This is a genomic window from uncultured Corynebacterium sp. (assembly GCF_902489365.1).
Classification (GTDB): Bacteria; Actinomycetota; Actinomycetes; order Mycobacteriales; family Mycobacteriaceae; genus Corynebacterium.
The window spans coordinates 1-16,033 of sequence record NZ_CABTZR010000052.1; the positions used below are offsets into that span (position 1 = coordinate 1).

A 16,033-nucleotide genomic window follows, 5' to 3' on the forward strand; every position below is an offset into this window, starting at 1 on the left:
ATGCGGAGAGATTCGGTATCCATGCGGCCATCCTAAAGCAGGCTGCAACGACACCGATATTGAACTACCTCCCCCGAGCATCCGTGAGCACACGTAATTGAAGCAAAACCGGATACAAATGGCCCACAACCCCGACAACAAGAAGAACTGTAGCCGCTAACAATCCGTCTGCCGCAGCGCACCATCCAGCGCTACATATATGGAGCAACAATCCCCACGCATGACCGGCCGCCGACGCTCGCATGGGACGAAGAGGGGTCGCCCCTTCACACTTGGCAGACTCTTCTCTGCGCATCGCTAAAATCATGCCGTTCCATCCGATTCGCGTGAGCACAGCATTGAATCGCTCGACACCCCAGCGACGGCTAGCAACGCGAGAAAATGACATCCGCCGCCACAGCGAAACCGGAATATGGCGCTCCAGAGAATCCCCAACAAAGGGAGCGAGCCCGAACCCCAAGAGAATAGCTGCAACTACGAACCCCACGGCATTCGCACCAGTTTCATTCGCCACAACATTCAGCCCTAGCACGGCTGTGATAGTCCCAGCGAAAGCGATCATTTTTACCCCCCCCCTTTTAAGGAACTCAAGAAAGCCTGCTAGCGGTTTCACGCATCTTTCCCTATTCAGAACCCCCTGGCGCTTCCCGTCAGACAGCTGTTACCCAAGCTTAGCCGCCAAACGGTCTAGAAACAGCATTCCCCCGGTGAACACTCATGCTAATTGTGGAGCCGTCGGGGCTTGATTGGGGGCTTTTGTGGGACTGGTGTGGGACACGGGTGGCCCTACCTGCACGCACCGGACATGCGCCATTACTGCAGGCCAGGGATACAAAACGAGAAGAAGCCCCAGCTAGAACGTTATCTAGCTGGAGCTTTCCGGTGGAGCCGCCGGGAATTGAACCCGGGTCCTTCGTCACCTCGCCAGGGCTTCTCCGTGCGCAGTCTGCACAGGATCTCTACTCGGCCCTCCGGCTCGGGCAAACTCGCTCCGGATGATGGGCCCAGTTGCTCTCAAAGTCCCCAACCGGCCGAACAACAAACCGGTCAGGCAAGTTCCTTAGTCGATGCCAGGATCTAGGTCAGGAACCAAACCTAGGCTGACAGACACGCGTCGCTGAAATTAGGCAGCGAGGGCGTAGTCACGCTGAGAGTTCTTCTCTGCGTTTATTGGTTGCTACGACGCTTAACGGTGGTCTCTAGCCTGCACCGGCACGCTTCCCCTGGCTCAATGTACGAAGTCGAAACCAAGTCGACCCCTCATATGCACATTGCTGTGAAAGCTGCGCAGAACGCATCTTTATGCGCCCTACGGTCTGTTCAACGCTACTGCAGCCGCCCCTATTCCCGCAAGCTCCGCCGCAGGCCACGTGAGGCATAGCTTTCATAAGCACCCCCTTGTGATTAACATCTACTTAAACGCTGTTAAGGTGTGTGAGTCCTATCCCCCCCTACTTTGTTAAAGGCTGCAAAGTGAGCACACATACCGAAACCACTAGCCCCCCAGAAGACGCTAAACGTCCAGTCAGCAACACCGAATGGGCCATCTCGCTCTTCGGCACCGCCGTGGGCGCTGGCATTTTGTTCCTCCCCATCAACGCCGGCAGCTTCGGCTTTTGGCCCCTCCTCGTGGCCACGATTCTGATTGGCCCGATGACGTACTTCTCCCACCGCGGCTTGGCCCGCATGATTTGCGCATCACCACGCCAGGGCGAGGACATCACCGCAGTGGTCACGGACTACTTCGGCAAAAGCGCTGGTTTTATCATTTCGGTGGTTTATTTCTGCGCCATCTTCCCCATCGTTCTGATTTATGGTGTGTCGATTACCAACACGGTTAACAGCTTCATCGTCAACCAGCTGAACGGACCAACGTTTCCGCGCCCGCTCCTCGCGTTCCTTCTCGTGGGCTTTATGACCATCGTCTTCGCCTTTGGTCAACGTATGGTGCTGGCCGTCACGCAGTTCTTGGTCTACCCGCTAATCTTTTGCCTTGGCGCGCTGTCCATCTACCTCATCCCGCGCTGGGATATCGCCTCCTTCATGGAGGTAGGCAACAATGATTGGCGCATCGTCGGCTCGGTCGCGCTGATTATCCCCGTGCTGGTCTTCTCCTTCAACCATTCCCCCGCCATTTCCCAGTTCTCCTTAGCCATGGTTGCCGCACACGGCCGCGAAAAGAGCTCCGAGAACGCCTCGCGCGCGCTGGCACTAACCGCCATTCTGCTCACCGTGTTCACCATGTTCTTCGTATGGTCCTGCACGCTGACCCTCGGCGCGGACGGCCTCACCGAAGCCCGCGAACAGAACTTGCCGGTTCTGTCCTACCTGGCCAACGTCACCGGTGTTCCGGTCCTGGCCTTCCTCTCCCCGATCATCGCGATGGTTGCCATCATCTCCTCCTACTTCGGCCACGTCTTGGGAGCTACCGAGGGCGGCAACTTCCTGCTGCGCAGCGCCGCTCCGCGCGCCACGGCGAAGCTATCGGAAAAGCAGCTCAACTCCATCATGCACGGCATCATCTTTGTCTGCGCGTGGATCGTGGCCATTATCGACCCTTCAATTCTGGGTCTCATCGAGGCCATCGGCGGCCCCTTCATCGCCTCGATCCTCTACCTGTTGCCGATGTATGCCATCCACCGCATCGACGCTCTCAAGCAATTCCGTGGCCGCCCCAGCAACGTCTTCGTTGTCGTCACCGGCCTCATCGCCGTGGGCGCCACCATCTGGGGACTATTCGTCTAGCTTTCCTCTAACCACGCCTTCAACACAGTGGCGTGGTTGACCTCGCGGTCCTTGGCGGCGAAAAGTAGGGTGACGTCACCATCCGCAGCAAGCTGGCGTAGTTGTTCCAGCTCTTCGCCGTCGTTCTCGTCGAGCTCCGCACGGTAGCGCCGGGCAAATTCCTCAAAGGTGTCAGCATCGTGCCCCCACCACTTACGCAACCCTGAACTGGGCGCGACATTTTTGAACCAGTGGTCATAGGACAGACGTTCCTTGGCCACGCCACGGGGCCAGAGCTTATCGACGAGCACCGCTGCCCCACGCGGCTGCTCATCTTCCCGAATAACATCATGAACCTTAGCCGTATAAATCATGGCTCCCAGGTTAGGCGTTAATCCCCTTGACGCGGCGGCCCAGCTCGCGGGTGATGTCGCGGTCCTGGTCGCGGCGCTTGATTGCTTCGCGCTTGTCGTAGTCCTGCTTACCCTTGGCCAAACCGAGCTCGCACTTGGCGCGACCATTCTTCAGGTACACCTTGAGCGGAATCAGCGTCTTATTGCCATCGCGCACCTGGCCCATAAGCTTGTCAATCTCCCGGCGGTGCAGCAGCAGCTTGCGCGTGCGCTTCGGTGAGTGATTCGTCCACGAGCCTTGGGAATACTCCGGGATATGGAGATTGCGGATATAGACCTCACCGTCATCAATGGTGGCGAAGGCATCTGCCAAGGAGATTTTGCCTTCGCGCATCGACTTAATTTCGGTGCCCACGAGCACCATGCCGCATTCCAGGGTGTCGAGGATGGTGTAATCGTGGCGGGCACGTCGGTTGGTGGCCAGGGTCGAGTTATTATCGACGGCCGCCTTTTTCTTCTTTGCCTTCTTCGCCATAGTTCGGACTATATTACGCTACAGCCAGGCAAAATCCACATCGTTGCTCAGAGCCTATGTCCGCACATAAGCGCGCATGGTCACCTGCGCGGTCAGTGCAGCGCACAGGATTGCCACGAGCCCCACGATGGGCAGAACCGTCCACACGTCGCCTGCGGTCACCGGGGCCAGAAGCTGGTTGTGGTACAGATCCTTCAGCGCGGGATCGATCACCGTGTTCTTTCCCACGATGACGCCGACCCCGGCGAGGATGACACCGCCGAGGGAACCAAGGACCGCCTCCATGATGAAGGGCGCGTGGGTTATCCACCGCGAGGCACCGACCATGCGCATAATCGCGGTCTCCCGCTGGCGCTGGTAAGCGGCGATCTGCACCATGTTCGCAATCAGCATGATGGCGGCCAGCGCCATGACCGCTGCCAGGACGAAGGTGGCATTCCGGATGGCGTCGAGGTTGCCGGCGGCGCTGCGCACCTCTTCCTGCTGGTCGATGATGTCGCTGACGGCGGGGTCGGACGCGATGGCGTCGATAGGCGCGGTATCCGTCGGATCCTTCAGCCGCACATGGAAGGCCGCCGGCAGCGCATCCGGGGATGTCTCCTCAACCATGACTGGATCGGTTTCCTTGAACAGCTCCACGAAGCGCTCATAAGAATCCGCACGGTTGCGGTAGCTCACAGACTCGATGTCTTCATCCGCTTCCAGCTTCTTCTTCAACTCGGCGCAGGCGGAGTCCTTACACTCCGGATCATTGGCAGAAATATCCTCATTGAGCTGGACCATGACCTCGACGCGCTCGAGGTAGATGTCTTTGGTCTCGTTGGTCATCTGGGTCACCAGAACACCAGCCACCACCAGGGCCACCGAAATGGCCGTGGTAATCACCATGGCGATGGTCATGGTGATGTTGCGACCGAGCCCCTTGAAGGCCTCTCTAAAAACAAAGCCCAGATTCACCTAGACCGCCTCCCCATACATCGCATTCTTCTCATCGCGCACGAGCGTGCCGTTGTGCAGCTCAATGACGCGCTGGCGGGCCTCGTTGACCGCACGCGCGTTATGCGTCGACATCACCACGGTGGTTCCTCGGCGGTTGATCTTGGTGAGCAACGACATGATCTCCGCGGCAGTGGAGGGATCGAGGTTGCCCGTGGGTTCGTCGGCAAGCAGCAACTTGGGACGGTTGACAAAGGCCCTCGCAATCGCCACGCGCTGCTGCTCGCCGCCCGAGAGCTCATGCGGCATGCGGTGCTGCTTGGCGCCGAGGCCGACCATGTCGAGGACCTCGGGGACCTGCTTGGCAATCCGCGCCTTGCGCTTGCCGATGACTTCCAAGGCAAAGGCCACGTTGTCATAAACGTTCAGCTTGGGCAGCAGGCGAAAGTCCTGGAAAACGTAGCCGATGGACTGACGCAAGCGGTTGACCTCGCGGCCTTTCAGCGTGTTGACGTGGAAGTCCCCGAAATAAATATCCCCCGAGCTGACATTGGTCTCGCGCACCATGAGCTGGAGGAAGGTCGACTTACCGGAGCCGGAGGGGCCGATGAGGAAGACGAATTCTCCGTCTTCTATCTCAAAGGACACCTTGTCCAGCGCGGGCCTTGTGGAGGTCGAATAGACCTTGGACACATTCTCAAAAGTGATCACTTAAGCCACATTAGCAACATTTGTCACTCGGGCCTAGGACTCCTGCTGCGCCATGCGCCACCGGATTCCGGATTCCAGGAAGCCATCGATATCCCCATCCAATACCTTGGAAGGGTCTCCTACCTCATAGTTAGTGCGCAGATCCTTGACCATCTGGTAGGGATGCAGCACATAGGAACGCATCTGATTGCCCCAGGAGGCATTGCCACCCGCGCCTAGAGCATCGAGCTCCGCGCGCTCCTCCTGGCGCTTACGCTCCAGCAGCTTCGCCTGCAGCACGCGCATGGCAGAGGCCTTGTTCTGGATCTGGGACTTCTCATTCTGACAGGTCACCACGATGCCGGTCGGGATGTGTGTCAGGCGCACCGCCGAATCCGTCGTGTTCACCGACTGACCACCGGGGCCCGAAGAGCGGTAGACATCCACGCGCACCTCCGAATCTGGTACCTCGATGGAATCGGTCTGCTCCACCACCGGCAGCACCTCGACCTCTGCGAAGGAGGTCTGGCGGCGGGCTTGGTTATCAAAAGGCGAGATGCGCACGAGGCGGTGCGCACCCTGCTCCACGGAGAGCTGGCCATACATGTATTCGCCATGCACCACGAAGGTCGCGGACTTAATACCAGCCTCCTCGGCATAGGAAATGTCGTAGACATCGACCTTGTGGCCGTGCTTTTCCGCCCAGCGCGTGTACATGCGCATGAGCATTTCCGCCCAGTCTGCGGCATCCACGCCACCTGCACCGGAGCGAATGTTGATGACTGCCTCGCGCTCGTCGTATTCGCCGGAGAGCATCGTGGTCACCTCGAGCGATTCGATGGCGGCGCCAAGATCCTTCAACTCTGTGTCGACGAGTTCCTGGGAGGCCTCATCGCCCTCCTCTTCCGCCAGCTCCGCCATCACCGGCAGATCCTCAATCCGCCCGCGCAGGGACTTTAACTTGCGCAGCTTTGCCTGCTGCGCCGACAGCTCCGAGGTCACCTTCTGAGCATGGTCGGGGTCGTCCCACAGCGACGGGTCCCCCGCCTGGGCCTCGAGCTCGCGCACGCGCTCGGACACCGCCTCCGGGTCCATCACCTTTTCAATGGAGGTCAAGGTGGCGCTGAGTTCCTCAAGTCGTGCTGTTTGTTCCGGACGCATAGCCCCCTACTCTACTTATTCTTTCTCTCTGATTAGCCATCGGCCGCGTTTAGCGCGACAATAGGCGGCATGAGTGACCAGCCAAGCCTCACCGAGATGATCAATGCCATCATCAAGACCTTCATCGTCGCCCACGCGGACGATACCGACGCCCACCTTGCCCAAGCGCTTGTTTATAACGCCGGCCGCCTGGCCTGGCGCCTGCGCGAGCAGGGAGTAGACATAGAGCAAAAGACCTCCGTCTCTGATGTCGTCACCGACGCTGACTTCGCCGCCGAGCGCTTCGTGGCCGGTGTGCTCGAAGCCCTGCGTGGCGAGGACGGCATCGTGGGCGAGGAGGGTGCCAACCGCGAGTCAAAGTCCGGCCGGACCTGGGTCATCGACCCCGTCGATGGCACCTACAACTTTGCCTCCGGATCCGATTATTGGTGCTCTGCGCTAGCGCTTGTCGACGATGAGGGGGTCATCCTCGGCGCCGTCCACCGCCCCGCTATGGGTTATACCTGGTTCGGTGGCCGCGACCACGCCACGAGCCTGGACGGCAAGGACGTCGCCAAGCTCAGCGATACCACCGCCGACAAACTGTGCTTGTCGACGTACCTGCACCCTACGTCCATGGCCGACCCGAAAATCGCTGCTGCCTGGGAGAAGGTGGCACCACACTTTGCCACCGTGCGCATGCTGGGTGCGGGCTCCGTGGATCTTTCCTGCGTGGCGGATGGTACGTGGGGCGCGTGGATGCAGCACTCGGTCAAGGATTGGGATTGGTATCCCGGCCAGGCGCTGGTGCTGGCCGCGGGCGGCGCGGCGCGCAAGGTTGAGGCCGGCGGTGTGGAATGGTGTATCGCGGGTAATAAACAGGTAGTTGATCAGATGGAGGAATGGCTCCGTGGGTAAGTATAAAGAGGACCTCGGCTTGGCCTTGGAGATGGCAGGCCATGCGGACGCCATTACGATGCACCGCTTTGAGGCGGCCGACCTGTCCGTCAAGGAGAAGCCGGACATGACCCCGGTCTCTGACGCGGACCTGGCATGCGAAAAGGCCATCCGTGAGGCGCTCAAGCGCTCGCGCCCGCGCGATGAGGTGCTGGGTGAAGAGTTTGGTGGCGAGGCCTGCTTCGAGGGCCGCCAGTGGGTAATCGACCCTATCGACGGCACAAAAAACTTCGTCCGCGGCGTTCCCGTCTGGGCCACCCTCATCGCGCTACTGGAAGACGGCGAGCCGGTCGTCTCCGTCGTCTCCGCCCCTGCCCTGCGCCGCCGCTGGTACGCGGCCAAAGGTGGCGGCGCCTACCGAGTCTTCGGCGGGGAGCCGAAACGCCTGCGCGTTTCCGAAGTCTCCAAACTGGAAGATGCCTCCCTGGCCATGAGCTCCTTGTCTGGGTGGCGGCCGAACCGCGACGCTTTCATCTCATTCACGGACAAGGTGTGGCGTTTGCGCGGCTACGGCGACTTCTGGAATTACTGCCTCGTGGCTGAAGGTGCCGTCGACATCGCTGCCGAGCCCGAGGTTTCCTTGTGGGACCTAGCGGCCCCGGCGCTCCTCGTGACCGAGGCGGGCGGCCGCTTCACCAACGTCCGCGGCGAAGACGGCCCCCACGGCGGCTCGGCTCTGGCTTCCAACGGCAAGCTCCACGACGCCGCCCTCAGCGCCCTCTCCTAGCGCCGTGCGGGCCGCACGCCGGTGCCGCAGCCTAGCGCCGGCCTGCGAACCGCACTCCGCAGGTCATTTCGATCAAATAAGGCCCCAGATCTTTAACGATCTGGGGCCTTAAATGTTAGAAACGTACTTCTAGTTCTCCGGAATCGTGAATCCGGAACCCACGCCCTCGCGGCGGTTCAAATCCGCGATGATGGCATCGGTGTTGGACACGACCGTCGGGTTGTGCAGCGCACCCTGCCACGGGGTGCGGCAGGACGGCAGCCCCGGAATCAGACCGCGGGATACCGAGCCGACAATGCGGCCATTGTGGAAGACCGGCGCACCGGAATCTCCAACCATGGCGCACACCTGGTTGATGGTGATTTTCTGGCTGTGCTGGAAGGTCATGCCACAGGTGCGGCCGGTAGCCACGCCGCGCTTGCAGGTGATGTCACCCGGTTGGGTGGCCCCACCAATCCCGTACGCGGTCACACCGTTGTAGCTGCGGGTCACCTCCGCCTGGGAGCCGAACTCGATGAGCGAGTAGTCCAGCTGCGCGTTCTTGGACACCACGGTGCCAGTGGGACCTACCTGCCAGGAGTCCGCCGACGACACCGGATCACCCACGTTGCCGCAGTGACCGGCGGTAATGCCGACCTTGCGGCCTTCGGCATCAGTGCCGGCTGCCGTCAGCGTGCACATGGTGTCCTCACGGATGTACAGCGGGGTGCCCGGGCCATACAGCGACTTTCCTTCAGTCATCGCAACATTAGATTCCTCGGGAATCTGGGGAGCATCGTAGAAGGAGCCGGGTACCCGGTGCAGAACATAGTCCGCGTGCGGTTTACCGGCCGCAATCTTGGAGAACAGGTCGTTCTTCCACACGTAGTTCGGATCAGTGCCCTGGGGCACGAACTCCGGCTGCGTGGCCTCCTCCAGTAGTCCGATGGGAGCCGGATTCGTCAGCGGTTCACCCGTGATGGCATCAGCGCCGGCATAATCCTGCTGCTCGGACGGGGCCGGCAGTTGCGTCTGCAGGTTCGCCTGCTCCGCGACGCGCTGCACCGCAGGAGAGTTCACGGCTCCTTCGACCGCCTGGTTCACATCCTTCGATGCCGCTGCGGCAGCCCCGTTGACGGCGGTGTCGACGGCGTCGGTCAGCGCTGCGTCCACAGGCTTGGTCTCAATACCTACGGACTTCAAGTCCGCGCGCACCTGGTCAACAAAACCAGCCGAATCGATTTCCGGGATGGTGGGGAGCTCCTGGGCACCCGCCGCTGGGTTACCCAGGAAGAACGCACCTGCGAAAGCCGAGCCCACGAGGACTTTCTTAAGGTGCGGAATTTTTCGCATTGAGCAATTCCTCTTTCACTTCTTCTCGTATTGGTCTATAAGTCCTACCCATGATGGCACGCGCATCGAAGCGGCCGTTTCTAACGTGTGAGACTGTGTCCAACCCGTTACATTACTGACAGTTTTCGGGTGCCCCCTCTCTTCTTTCACCGCCTCCCAACCCCGGCGCGACCCTACTATGGAGGCATGTCTGAGACCTCCAATTCTCCTTCACCCGCTGCAGACATTGAGGAAATTGTCGCCGTTGTCCTACGTGATACCCACGGCCGCGTGCTCGTCCTCCGCATCACCTCCACCTCGGAGTTTGTCCTGCCGTATGGCTCCATCGATGACGTGATCAATCCCGCCCACGCAGCCCAGCTCATCGCTCACGAGGCCATACGTGCCGCGGTCGATATGTCCAAACTGCGCCGGCTTGCCACCTACATCTCCCCGGCCGCCAACGACGCCTCACAAACCATCCATACACACGTCTATGTCTCCGAAGAAGAAATCTCCGTGGCACACCCAGATAAGGAGATCGCTGAGCTAGCGTGGGTCGATCCCGCTGCCCCGGATGTCGATATCGCCCCGTTACTCAAGGAGAGGGTATTCCCCGCCTTGCAGGAACTCTAGCTTCCCAAGCCTTAGACTCCACCCCATGACTACGCAGCGACTACTCCCCGTTCTCGCCGCCGGTTCTCTTGCCCTTGCGCTGGCCGGCTGCGCCACCGATGACAGCACCGACGCCACGCTTTCCGACGTCTCCCCTACAACCACCCAGGCCGCCGACGCCGAATCCGGGGCTCCAGCACCCGCGGCTCCGCAATCGCCCGAGGCCGATGCTCCGGCCCCAGAGGACTCCCAGCCTGCGGCAGGCGACGACGCTGAATCCGCTCAGAACACTGACCCGGCCGCAGCTGGCAACGAATCCTGCGCAACGGCCCAGCTCGATATCGGCTTAGCCGATGAGCAAGGCGCTGCCGGTTCGCTTTTGGCGGATATCACCTTCACCAATACGTCTTCCGAACCCTGCACTTTGCACGGCTTCCCCGGTGTTTCCGCCGTCACCAACGATGACGGCACCCAGCTTGGCGCCGCCGCCGTGCGCGAAACCGGCAAGGAAGCAGCAACCGTCACGCTTCAGCCCGGCCAGTCGGCCCGCGCGGGCCTCAAGATGACCAACGTTGGGGTCCTCGATCCCGCTTCCTGCCAACCCCAGGCAGCCGACGGCTTGCGCGTGTACCCACCCGGCGAAACCGCCAGCGCTTTCATCCGCATTCCCGGCTTAGAGGGTTGCGCTGGCGATGCCAATTACCTCTCTATCCAGCCAGTCACCGCAGGTTAAGCTGCGTGTACCCCAGCAGGTTTTCACACCCGTCTACACTCGCGACCATGGAAACCAAGAAGCTGACATCGCTGGTCTTTGGAAACGTAGTGCTGGAATCGCATATGACGAAGACAATCATCGTGGTCTATTCCGACGACATGCGGTCATGGTACTTCCGGCCGAGCCCATATACGGAGCTCAAGGTGCCCCTCGATGAGCTGCGGGGGAAGCTGAGCAGAGAACGCGCGGAGCTCATCTCAGAGCGCATTTTTGATAACGTCAAGCTGGAGCTCGAGGAAAGCTACTCCGGAGGCGTCGACCGCGCCCAAAAGGAGCTCTGCGGCTGGTTCTTGCATGAGGAATCAGCCGCTTAAACCATCGTCAGGCCGGTGTACGTGCTGATTTGGGCTCGATGCGGCCCGTTGGACCGTATGCCAGCCGGCGATGCGCCCACTCGAATGGGCCGGGTTTGCCCCAAGCCTCAAGCAAAGCGGCAAGAAGCAGCGTCAGGACAAAGACCAACAGACCGATTCCGAGCTTGCCGCTTACCGAAGCATCCGCTCCCAGACCGAAGCCAGCCGGGGTAACCAGGACGATGAAGAAGACCGACTGCGCAATGTAACCCGACATCGAGCGCTTGCCTAGCGCTACAAAAGCATAGGCCCACCCGGGAACACGGTTGTTGAGGTTCTCCGTGAGCAGTGCCAGTACAGCCAGAATGCCCGGACCAGTGAGAAAGCCGAAGGCTTGGTTCAGCATGAAGAAGACCGGTTCCAGTTCGGTTGGCACAACACCAGCAGCCGCTAGACCCCACGGCAGCCCAATAAAAACGATGATCACGCCTGCGATGACAACCCAGGCAACCAGGGTGCGGCGGTGCGCAGAAACGCTGGCTAGTACGCCCTCCCGCGCCCAGATGTACCCGATGAGGAAAACACCGGTCAGCCCAACAAACATCAAGGGGATCTGTCCCAAAGCAGCGATCTCACCGCGCACGTTGCGAGCGAAGAAATCACCAAAGGTGACAAGCTCCCTGGTCATCGGCCGCGAACTGGGCAGAGGACTGAAGTAACCACAATAGGCTCCCAATGCACCCGAACCGGCGAAAACCGCATAGCCGCCAAAGAACCAGTAGGCAATGCGCCGCAGCGTGCGCGTCGAAAGCGTAAAGCACCAAGCCAAAGCGATGCCCATGAGGCCATAGACCAGCATGATGTCTTGATTGAACAGCAGGAAGCCATGTGCCAGACCAAACACTGCCAACAAGCCGTAGCGGCGGATGAGCACCCGGCGGGATTCCTTTACGGTGTAGCCCTTGCGATGCAGGCTGGCGACAATGAGACCAATGCCGAATCCCAACAGCATGCAGAACATGGGCAGGCCACGTACCCGAACAACCATGGCGGTAAATACCGCGGAGAAAATGTCTAAAGTGCTGCCGGGGCGCACACCACCCACGGTGGAGCTGGGCCCTATCGACCAATCATTGACTACCCAGCTCTGCACAGCATTCGCCATGGCGATGCCCAGTAGGGCCGTTCCACGCGCGAGATCCGGCACGATGAGCCGTTGTCGTTTCTCCTGCATACACCCTATTTTATTCTTCTCAAGCATCATCTAAGGGCCGTTTGACTAGGCTAAGCCCCATGCCTGAGCCACTGTCCTACGCCTCCACCGAGGGCTTCCCGCAGCTACACATGTCCCGCGTCATAGACGCCGATTTCGATACCGCCGCAGACAAACTGTTCCGCTGGGGCCTGCAGCGCAGCGGTCTTTTTCGGGTTCGCCCCAGCCACGCCATGGTAGAAGAAGGCGCGGAGGTCGGCCTCGGGTTGGGGCCGTGGGAGTTTCGCTGTCGAGTAATAGAGGTGTTCAAGGAGCCTGGGCGTTGCGGATTTACGTACGGCACCCTCCCCGGCCATATCGAGCGCGGTGAGGAAACCTTTACGCTGGAGCTCCTGCGGGATGGGCGCACGCTGCTGCTTGTCGACGCCTCCTCCCAGCCCGCCCGCCTCACCTTTCTGCGCCCGCTGCTCGATATTCCCCGGCGCGCACTGATCCGGTGGTTTTACCTGCGGGCGCTGGATGAGTGATAGGGATAGCAGCCGCTTTAACCGCAGTCCCAGTCGAAGAGAACCTTGTCGAAGTTACGCGCAGCGAGATCCTCCGGGTGGATGTAGAAGTTTCCGATTCCTCCATCACCCCATTCGAAGGTGCCACCATTATCCACCGTCGCGAGTGCGATGTGCTCATCGCCGATAGGCAGCTTGCTGGGGTTCCAGTAGGTGGCGTAGCCGCCGAGGCGAACCTCGCACTGCCCGTCCTCGAGGTTTACGCGCTCCTCTGATTCCCCAGCGGTGGGATCAACGCTGAACCCCTCGGCTTCAACGCGGGCCACAATCTCATCGAACATTTCCTTCTGGCCGTCCTTAGTATCGCCGGGGAGCTTGGACGCCTCAATTGTGGTTTCCCCGTCGATAACGCGACGCGTAATAATGTCCCAGCCGTATGTGTGAACATCCACAAAGTCCTCGCCGCGCCGCAGGAGGGCACGAAGATCATTGTTCCAGAAGGCGGTGCGGCCAAACTCGTGTGCGTTTTCGGTAACGCTCAGCTCGCTCAGCTTCCCGTCGATAGTCGTAGCCTCCAGCGGTTCCTCGGCTGGGTGCTCTCCTGAATCCTCTACTTCCTCCGGCACCTCGCCTACGTGTGGGGCGGAAAGATCTTCGAGGTATCGAGCGAAGGGCGTGGAAGTGCGTTCACCTGTCGCCACATACTTGTTACATAGTTCCATTCCCCATCCGTACTCACCGGGTACGAAAAGCTGAAGGAGGCCGGACGTAGGGAAACCGGGAAGCGGTTCAAACTCAGCGAAGTTGAACTGGGCAATAAAGAACATGGGCTCGTCGTCGTACTCGGGGTACTGCGCGTGCTCTGGCAGGTACGGGGTTCCGCACAGCTTGGAGGTGGTAGGCGAATCTGGGCGGGAGCTTTCCTCAAAGTCGATGATCGGGCGCAAGGGGACACTGTCGAAGGAATACTTCAGGGCATAAAAATCGTCTTCTGCTGTCATGGGGGCGATTTTAAAGAAGAATCATGCAGGTAGCTCGGGGGATATTCCCCACCGCCTTTTCGAAGGCAAGCGGCACGCAGGCGTTCAATGTAGCTTGGCTCACATGGATAACACGTCACGCTTCTCTCTAACGCCCCTGTTAACGGCGTTGATCGCTGTTCTTGGAACAACCGCTCTTGCCGTTGTATCAGGTCTCCTTCCAGTAGCCGCTGCTGAAGAAGAGACGAATGCCTCCAGTTCCTCTTCCAGCGACATGGCTCCAACCATGGTGGTTTTCGATTCCTCCGGCTCGATGATCACCAACGACGCCGGCGGCCAGACTCGCATCGATGCCGCCAAGGAGGCCGCCCGCACCTTCATCACGGAGGCTGGTGACGACGCCCCTCTGGGACTTGTCACCTATGGTGGCAATACCGGCGAGGCTCCCGAAGATGAGGCGGCCGGTTGCCAGGACATCACCGTGGTAACGCCACCTGAGGCCGGTAACTCTGAGAAGATGATTGGCCACATGGATGGCCTGCAACCGCGCGGCTTTACGCCCATCGGTGAGTCCCTCCGCAAGGCCGCAGCTGAGCTTCCAAAAGAAGGCCAGCGCAGCATCATCTTGGTCTCGGATGGCGTTGCCACCTGCACCCCGCCACCCGTGTGTGATGTGGCGAAAGAGCTGAAAGAACAGGGCATCGACCTAGTCATCAACACCGTCGGCTTCAACGTTGAGCCCGAGGCACAGCAGGAACTGCAGTGCATTGCCGACGCCACCGGTGGCACCTACGCCGACGCCTCCGACGCCGATAGCTTGGCCAAGGAGCTGAACCGCGCAGCACCCCGCACCTTCAACGCCTACGAGTCAGACTTAGAGGAGATCGAAGGCGGCGAAACCGAAGGTTCCCCGGCCAAGGTAGGCCGTGACGTAGAGGCCTTCTCCACCACTCTTCTTCCGACGGAAGGTAAAGGGCACTCCGCTGAATCCACCACCTACTTCACCACCCCCATTGCTGAAGGCGAGCACGTGGTGATTAGCGCCAACACGACACAAAAGCCGAGTATTAATAACTTCCGAAAAGGTGGATCACACCATTTAGGTGTTGACTCAGTCGAGCTATCCTGCGAGCTCGACACCGCTACCGCTAATGACCTCGGCCCGAACCAATACCAAACAGCGACCTTGTATAGCACCCAGGGTGGTGAAGAGGGCTGCGACTCCGATGAACTTGCCTTCATTATCGAGCGACGAGGTGATTGGAAACAGGATGAGGAGCTCGGCGTAGAAGTGACCATCACCCGCTTTGGCGAGCCGGACATGGAGGGCCAACCAGATCCGGCCGAGGAAAAGACCCCTGTAGACCCAGTCACGGTGTCCGGTGACCCCGCCGAGGTTACTCCCGGAACGTGGTTCACCAACGCTACTGAGCTCACCCCACAGCAGCCAGTTCGCGCACAGATTGTCCCCGGCGAAACCCACTTTTATCGCATCTCTGCCGAACACGGGCAACAGGTTGCCGGCACGGTCTCCATGGTCGAAGAGGCCGATGACTTTGACAACAACGGGCCGGGTGACTCCCTCGTTCTTACCGGCTACAACGAAGCACGCGCAAAAATTGATCTGGAGGGTTCCCACGCCGTCGTAATTAAAGACGGCGCAATCGATTTCAGTTACCCCGCACCAATCCTCTTCGCCAACCGTTACGGCGGCTCGCACAACGATGGTGCGGGAGGTCTAGGAATTGAAAAGGTATGGCAGGGCGGCGAGCAATATATCGCTGTCAACTACGAGAAGCTCCTCACCGACCAGGAAATTGATGAAAATACGCAGCTTCCCGTGCTGACCTATGACCTCGTTGCAGACGCCGTGGGCGATCCCGTTCCGGAGCCAACCTTCGCGCCAATCAAACTCGAGACCGAGAAGCCCTCTGCGCCAGCAGAAAAAGAAGATAAAGAAGACACGGAGAACCGCGCGCAAGACAGCGATGATTCATCGCTCTTCTCCGGCTTCCCCTTCCTCTTGGTAGGGCTCGGCCTTCTGGTCCTTTTCGGCCTCGTCATCGCTCTGGTTGTCGTAATTAGAAGCCTGAACCGCTAACCGCTCTCCCGAAGAACGTCATTCACGGTAAATAGTGCCCCGAATCTCGCCATGAACAAATTCATTCTCCCGACAGTCTGCCTAGCCATCGCCGTGGGTTATGCATTTTCCCATGCAACATCAACAGCTATGCTCGAAGGGCAGGCGAACGGGCTACTTTTCTCACGCAATCTAGTG

16 protein-coding genes and 1 other RNA gene are annotated in these 16,033 nt (G+C 59.9%); 8 read left to right on the top strand and 9 right to left on the bottom strand.

Annotated elements, in window-relative coordinates:
* Nucleotides 1–880 precede the first annotated feature (880 nt).
* Nucleotides 881–1,260, bottom strand: a transfer-messenger RNA (tmRNA) gene (ssrA, locus tag RDN59_RS08435).
* Nucleotides 1,261–1,473: 213 nt separating this feature from the next.
* On the opposite strand from ssrA, the gene RDN59_RS08440 reads away from it, so the two are divergent.
* On the top strand, nt 1,474–2,745 hold the full coding sequence (locus RDN59_RS08440; RefSeq protein ID WP_308607449.1) for a septum formation initiator: 1,272 nt from the start codon (nt 1,474–1,476) through the stop codon (nt 2,743–2,745).
* Here RDN59_RS08440 and RDN59_RS08445 read toward each other — a convergent pair.
* The 5 genes from RDN59_RS08445 to prfB are packed head-to-tail and all read right to left on the bottom strand — an operon-like array spanning nt 2,742 to nt 6,399.
* Nucleotides 2,742–3,098 (bottom strand): DUF488 family protein, encoded by a 357-nt coding sequence (locus RDN59_RS08445; protein WP_308607450.1) that lies wholly within the window; start codon nt 3,096–3,098, stop codon nt 2,742–2,744. The genes RDN59_RS08440 and RDN59_RS08445 overlap by 4 nt on opposite strands.
* A 10-nt stretch (nt 3,099–3,108) precedes the next feature.
* Nucleotides 3,109–3,612, bottom strand: coding sequence for an SsrA-binding protein SmpB (gene smpB, locus RDN59_RS08450; RefSeq protein ID WP_070680320.1), 504 nt, complete (start codon nt 3,610–3,612; stop codon nt 3,109–3,111).
* 54 nt (nt 3,613–3,666) lie between these two features.
* Complete coding sequence (gene ftsX, locus RDN59_RS08455; RefSeq protein ID WP_308607451.1) at nt 3,667–4,569, bottom strand: permease-like cell division protein FtsX; 903 nt, start codon at nt 4,567–4,569, stop codon at nt 3,667–3,669.
* A complete protein-coding gene (ftsE, locus tag RDN59_RS08460; protein WP_070700999.1) occupies nt 4,570–5,259 on the bottom strand; it encodes a cell division ATP-binding protein FtsE in 690 nt (229 codons plus the stop codon). It lies immediately after the preceding gene.
* 33 nt (nt 5,260–5,292) lie between these two features.
* A complete protein-coding gene (gene prfB / locus RDN59_RS08465) occupies nt 5,293–6,399 on the bottom strand; it encodes a peptide chain release factor 2 (RefSeq protein WP_308607452.1) in 1,107 nt (368 codons plus the stop codon).
* 69 nt (nt 6,400–6,468) lie between these two features.
* Between prfB and RDN59_RS08470 the strand changes: the two genes are divergently transcribed.
* Nucleotides 6,469–7,296, top strand: a complete 828-nt coding sequence (locus tag RDN59_RS08470; protein WP_308607453.1) for an inositol monophosphatase family protein — start codon at nt 6,469–6,471, stop codon at nt 7,294–7,296.
* Nucleotides 7,289–8,062: a histidinol-phosphatase gene (hisN, locus tag RDN59_RS08475; RefSeq protein ID WP_070717202.1), complete on the top strand. Its 774-nt coding sequence runs from the start codon at nt 7,289–7,291 to the stop codon at nt 8,060–8,062. The genes RDN59_RS08470 and hisN overlap by 8 nt, the downstream gene beginning before the upstream one ends.
* A gap of 129 nt (nt 8,063–8,191) precedes the next feature.
* On the opposite strand, the gene RDN59_RS08480 is transcribed toward hisN, so the two are convergent.
* Nucleotides 8,192–9,394: a S1 family peptidase gene (locus RDN59_RS08480; protein WP_308607454.1), complete on the bottom strand. Its 1,203-nt coding sequence runs from the start codon at nt 9,392–9,394 to the stop codon at nt 8,192–8,194.
* A 186-nt stretch (nt 9,395–9,580) separates the two neighbouring features.
* Here RDN59_RS08480 and RDN59_RS08485 point away from each other — a divergent pair, with 186 nt between their 5' ends.
* From RDN59_RS08485 to RDN59_RS08495, 3 genes are read left to right on the top strand one after another with little or no spacing between them, the layout of a single operon-like run.
* Nucleotides 9,581–10,009 carry an NUDIX domain-containing protein gene (locus RDN59_RS08485; protein WP_308607455.1) on the top strand — a complete coding sequence of 143 codons (429 nt, stop codon included), beginning with the start codon at nt 9,581–9,583 and terminating at the stop codon, nt 10,007–10,009.
* A gap of 25 nt (nt 10,010–10,034) precedes the next feature.
* Nucleotides 10,035–10,721, top strand: coding sequence for a DUF4232 domain-containing protein (locus RDN59_RS08490; RefSeq protein WP_308607456.1), 687 nt, complete (start codon nt 10,035–10,037; stop codon nt 10,719–10,721).
* Nucleotides 10,722–10,768: 47 nt separating this feature from the next.
* Nucleotides 10,769–11,077, top strand: coding sequence for a hypothetical protein (locus tag RDN59_RS08495; protein ID WP_308607457.1), 309 nt, complete (start codon nt 10,769–10,771; stop codon nt 11,075–11,077).
* A gap of 7 nt (nt 11,078–11,084) precedes the next feature.
* Here RDN59_RS08495 and RDN59_RS08500 read toward each other — a convergent pair whose 3' ends face one another.
* Nucleotides 11,085–12,290: a DUF418 domain-containing protein gene (locus RDN59_RS08500; RefSeq protein WP_308607458.1), complete on the bottom strand. Its 1,206-nt coding sequence runs from the start codon at nt 12,288–12,290 to the stop codon at nt 11,085–11,087.
* A gap of 59 nt (nt 12,291–12,349) precedes the next feature.
* Between RDN59_RS08500 and RDN59_RS08505 the strand changes: the two genes are divergently transcribed.
* On the top strand, nt 12,350–12,796 hold the full coding sequence (locus RDN59_RS08505) for a DUF1990 domain-containing protein (RefSeq protein ID WP_308607459.1): 447 nt from the start codon (nt 12,350–12,352) through the stop codon (nt 12,794–12,796).
* Between the two features lie 17 nt (nt 12,797–12,813).
* On the opposite strand, the gene RDN59_RS08510 is transcribed toward RDN59_RS08505, so the two are convergent.
* On the bottom strand, nt 12,814–13,776 hold the full coding sequence (locus RDN59_RS08510; protein ID WP_308607460.1) for a YwqG family protein: 963 nt from the start codon (nt 13,774–13,776) through the stop codon (nt 12,814–12,816).
* Between the two features lie 103 nt (nt 13,777–13,879).
* On the opposite strand from RDN59_RS08510, the gene RDN59_RS08515 reads away from it, so the two are divergent.
* The gene (locus RDN59_RS08515) at nt 13,880–15,856 is read left to right on the top strand and encodes a VWA domain-containing protein (RefSeq protein WP_308607461.1); all 1,977 of its coding nucleotides are present in this window, start codon (nt 13,880–13,882) and stop codon (nt 15,854–15,856) included.
* The last annotated feature ends 177 nt before the right edge of the window (nt 15,857–16,033 follow it).

What these genes read in the sequence shown, in the direction of transcription:
- RDN59_RS08445 (WP_308607450.1), bottom strand. Translation starts at nt 3,098, where the DNA reads ATGATTTATACGGCTAAGGTTCATGATGTTATTCGGGAAGATGAGCAG.
- smpB (WP_070680320.1), bottom strand. Translation starts at nt 3,612, where the DNA reads ATGGCGAAGAAGGCAAAGAAGAAAAAGGCGGCCGTCGATAATAACTCG.
- prfB (WP_308607452.1), bottom strand. Translation starts at nt 6,399, where the DNA reads ATGCGTCCGGAACAAACAGCACGACTTGAGGAACTCAGCGCCACCTTG.
- RDN59_RS08470 (WP_308607453.1), top strand. Translation starts at nt 6,469, where the DNA reads ATGAGTGACCAGCCAAGCCTCACCGAGATGATCAATGCCATCATCAAG.
- RDN59_RS08480 (WP_308607454.1), bottom strand. Translation starts at nt 9,394, where the DNA reads ATGCGAAAAATTCCGCACCTTAAGAAAGTCCTCGTGGGCTCGGCTTTC.
- RDN59_RS08485 (WP_308607455.1), top strand. Translation starts at nt 9,581, where the DNA reads ATGTCTGAGACCTCCAATTCTCCTTCACCCGCTGCAGACATTGAGGAA.
- RDN59_RS08490 (WP_308607456.1), top strand. Translation starts at nt 10,035, where the DNA reads ATGACTACGCAGCGACTACTCCCCGTTCTCGCCGCCGGTTCTCTTGCC.
- RDN59_RS08495 (WP_308607457.1), top strand. Translation starts at nt 10,769, where the DNA reads ATGGAAACCAAGAAGCTGACATCGCTGGTCTTTGGAAACGTAGTGCTG.
- RDN59_RS08500 (WP_308607458.1), bottom strand. Translation starts at nt 12,290, where the DNA reads ATGCAGGAGAAACGACAACGGCTCATCGTGCCGGATCTCGCGCGTGGA.
- RDN59_RS08505 (WP_308607459.1), top strand. Translation starts at nt 12,350, where the DNA reads ATGCCTGAGCCACTGTCCTACGCCTCCACCGAGGGCTTCCCGCAGCTA.
- RDN59_RS08510 (WP_308607460.1), bottom strand. Translation starts at nt 13,776, where the DNA reads ATGACAGCAGAAGACGATTTTTATGCCCTGAAGTATTCCTTCGACAGT.
- RDN59_RS08515 (WP_308607461.1), top strand. Translation starts at nt 13,880, where the DNA reads ATGGATAACACGTCACGCTTCTCTCTAACGCCCCTGTTAACGGCGTTG.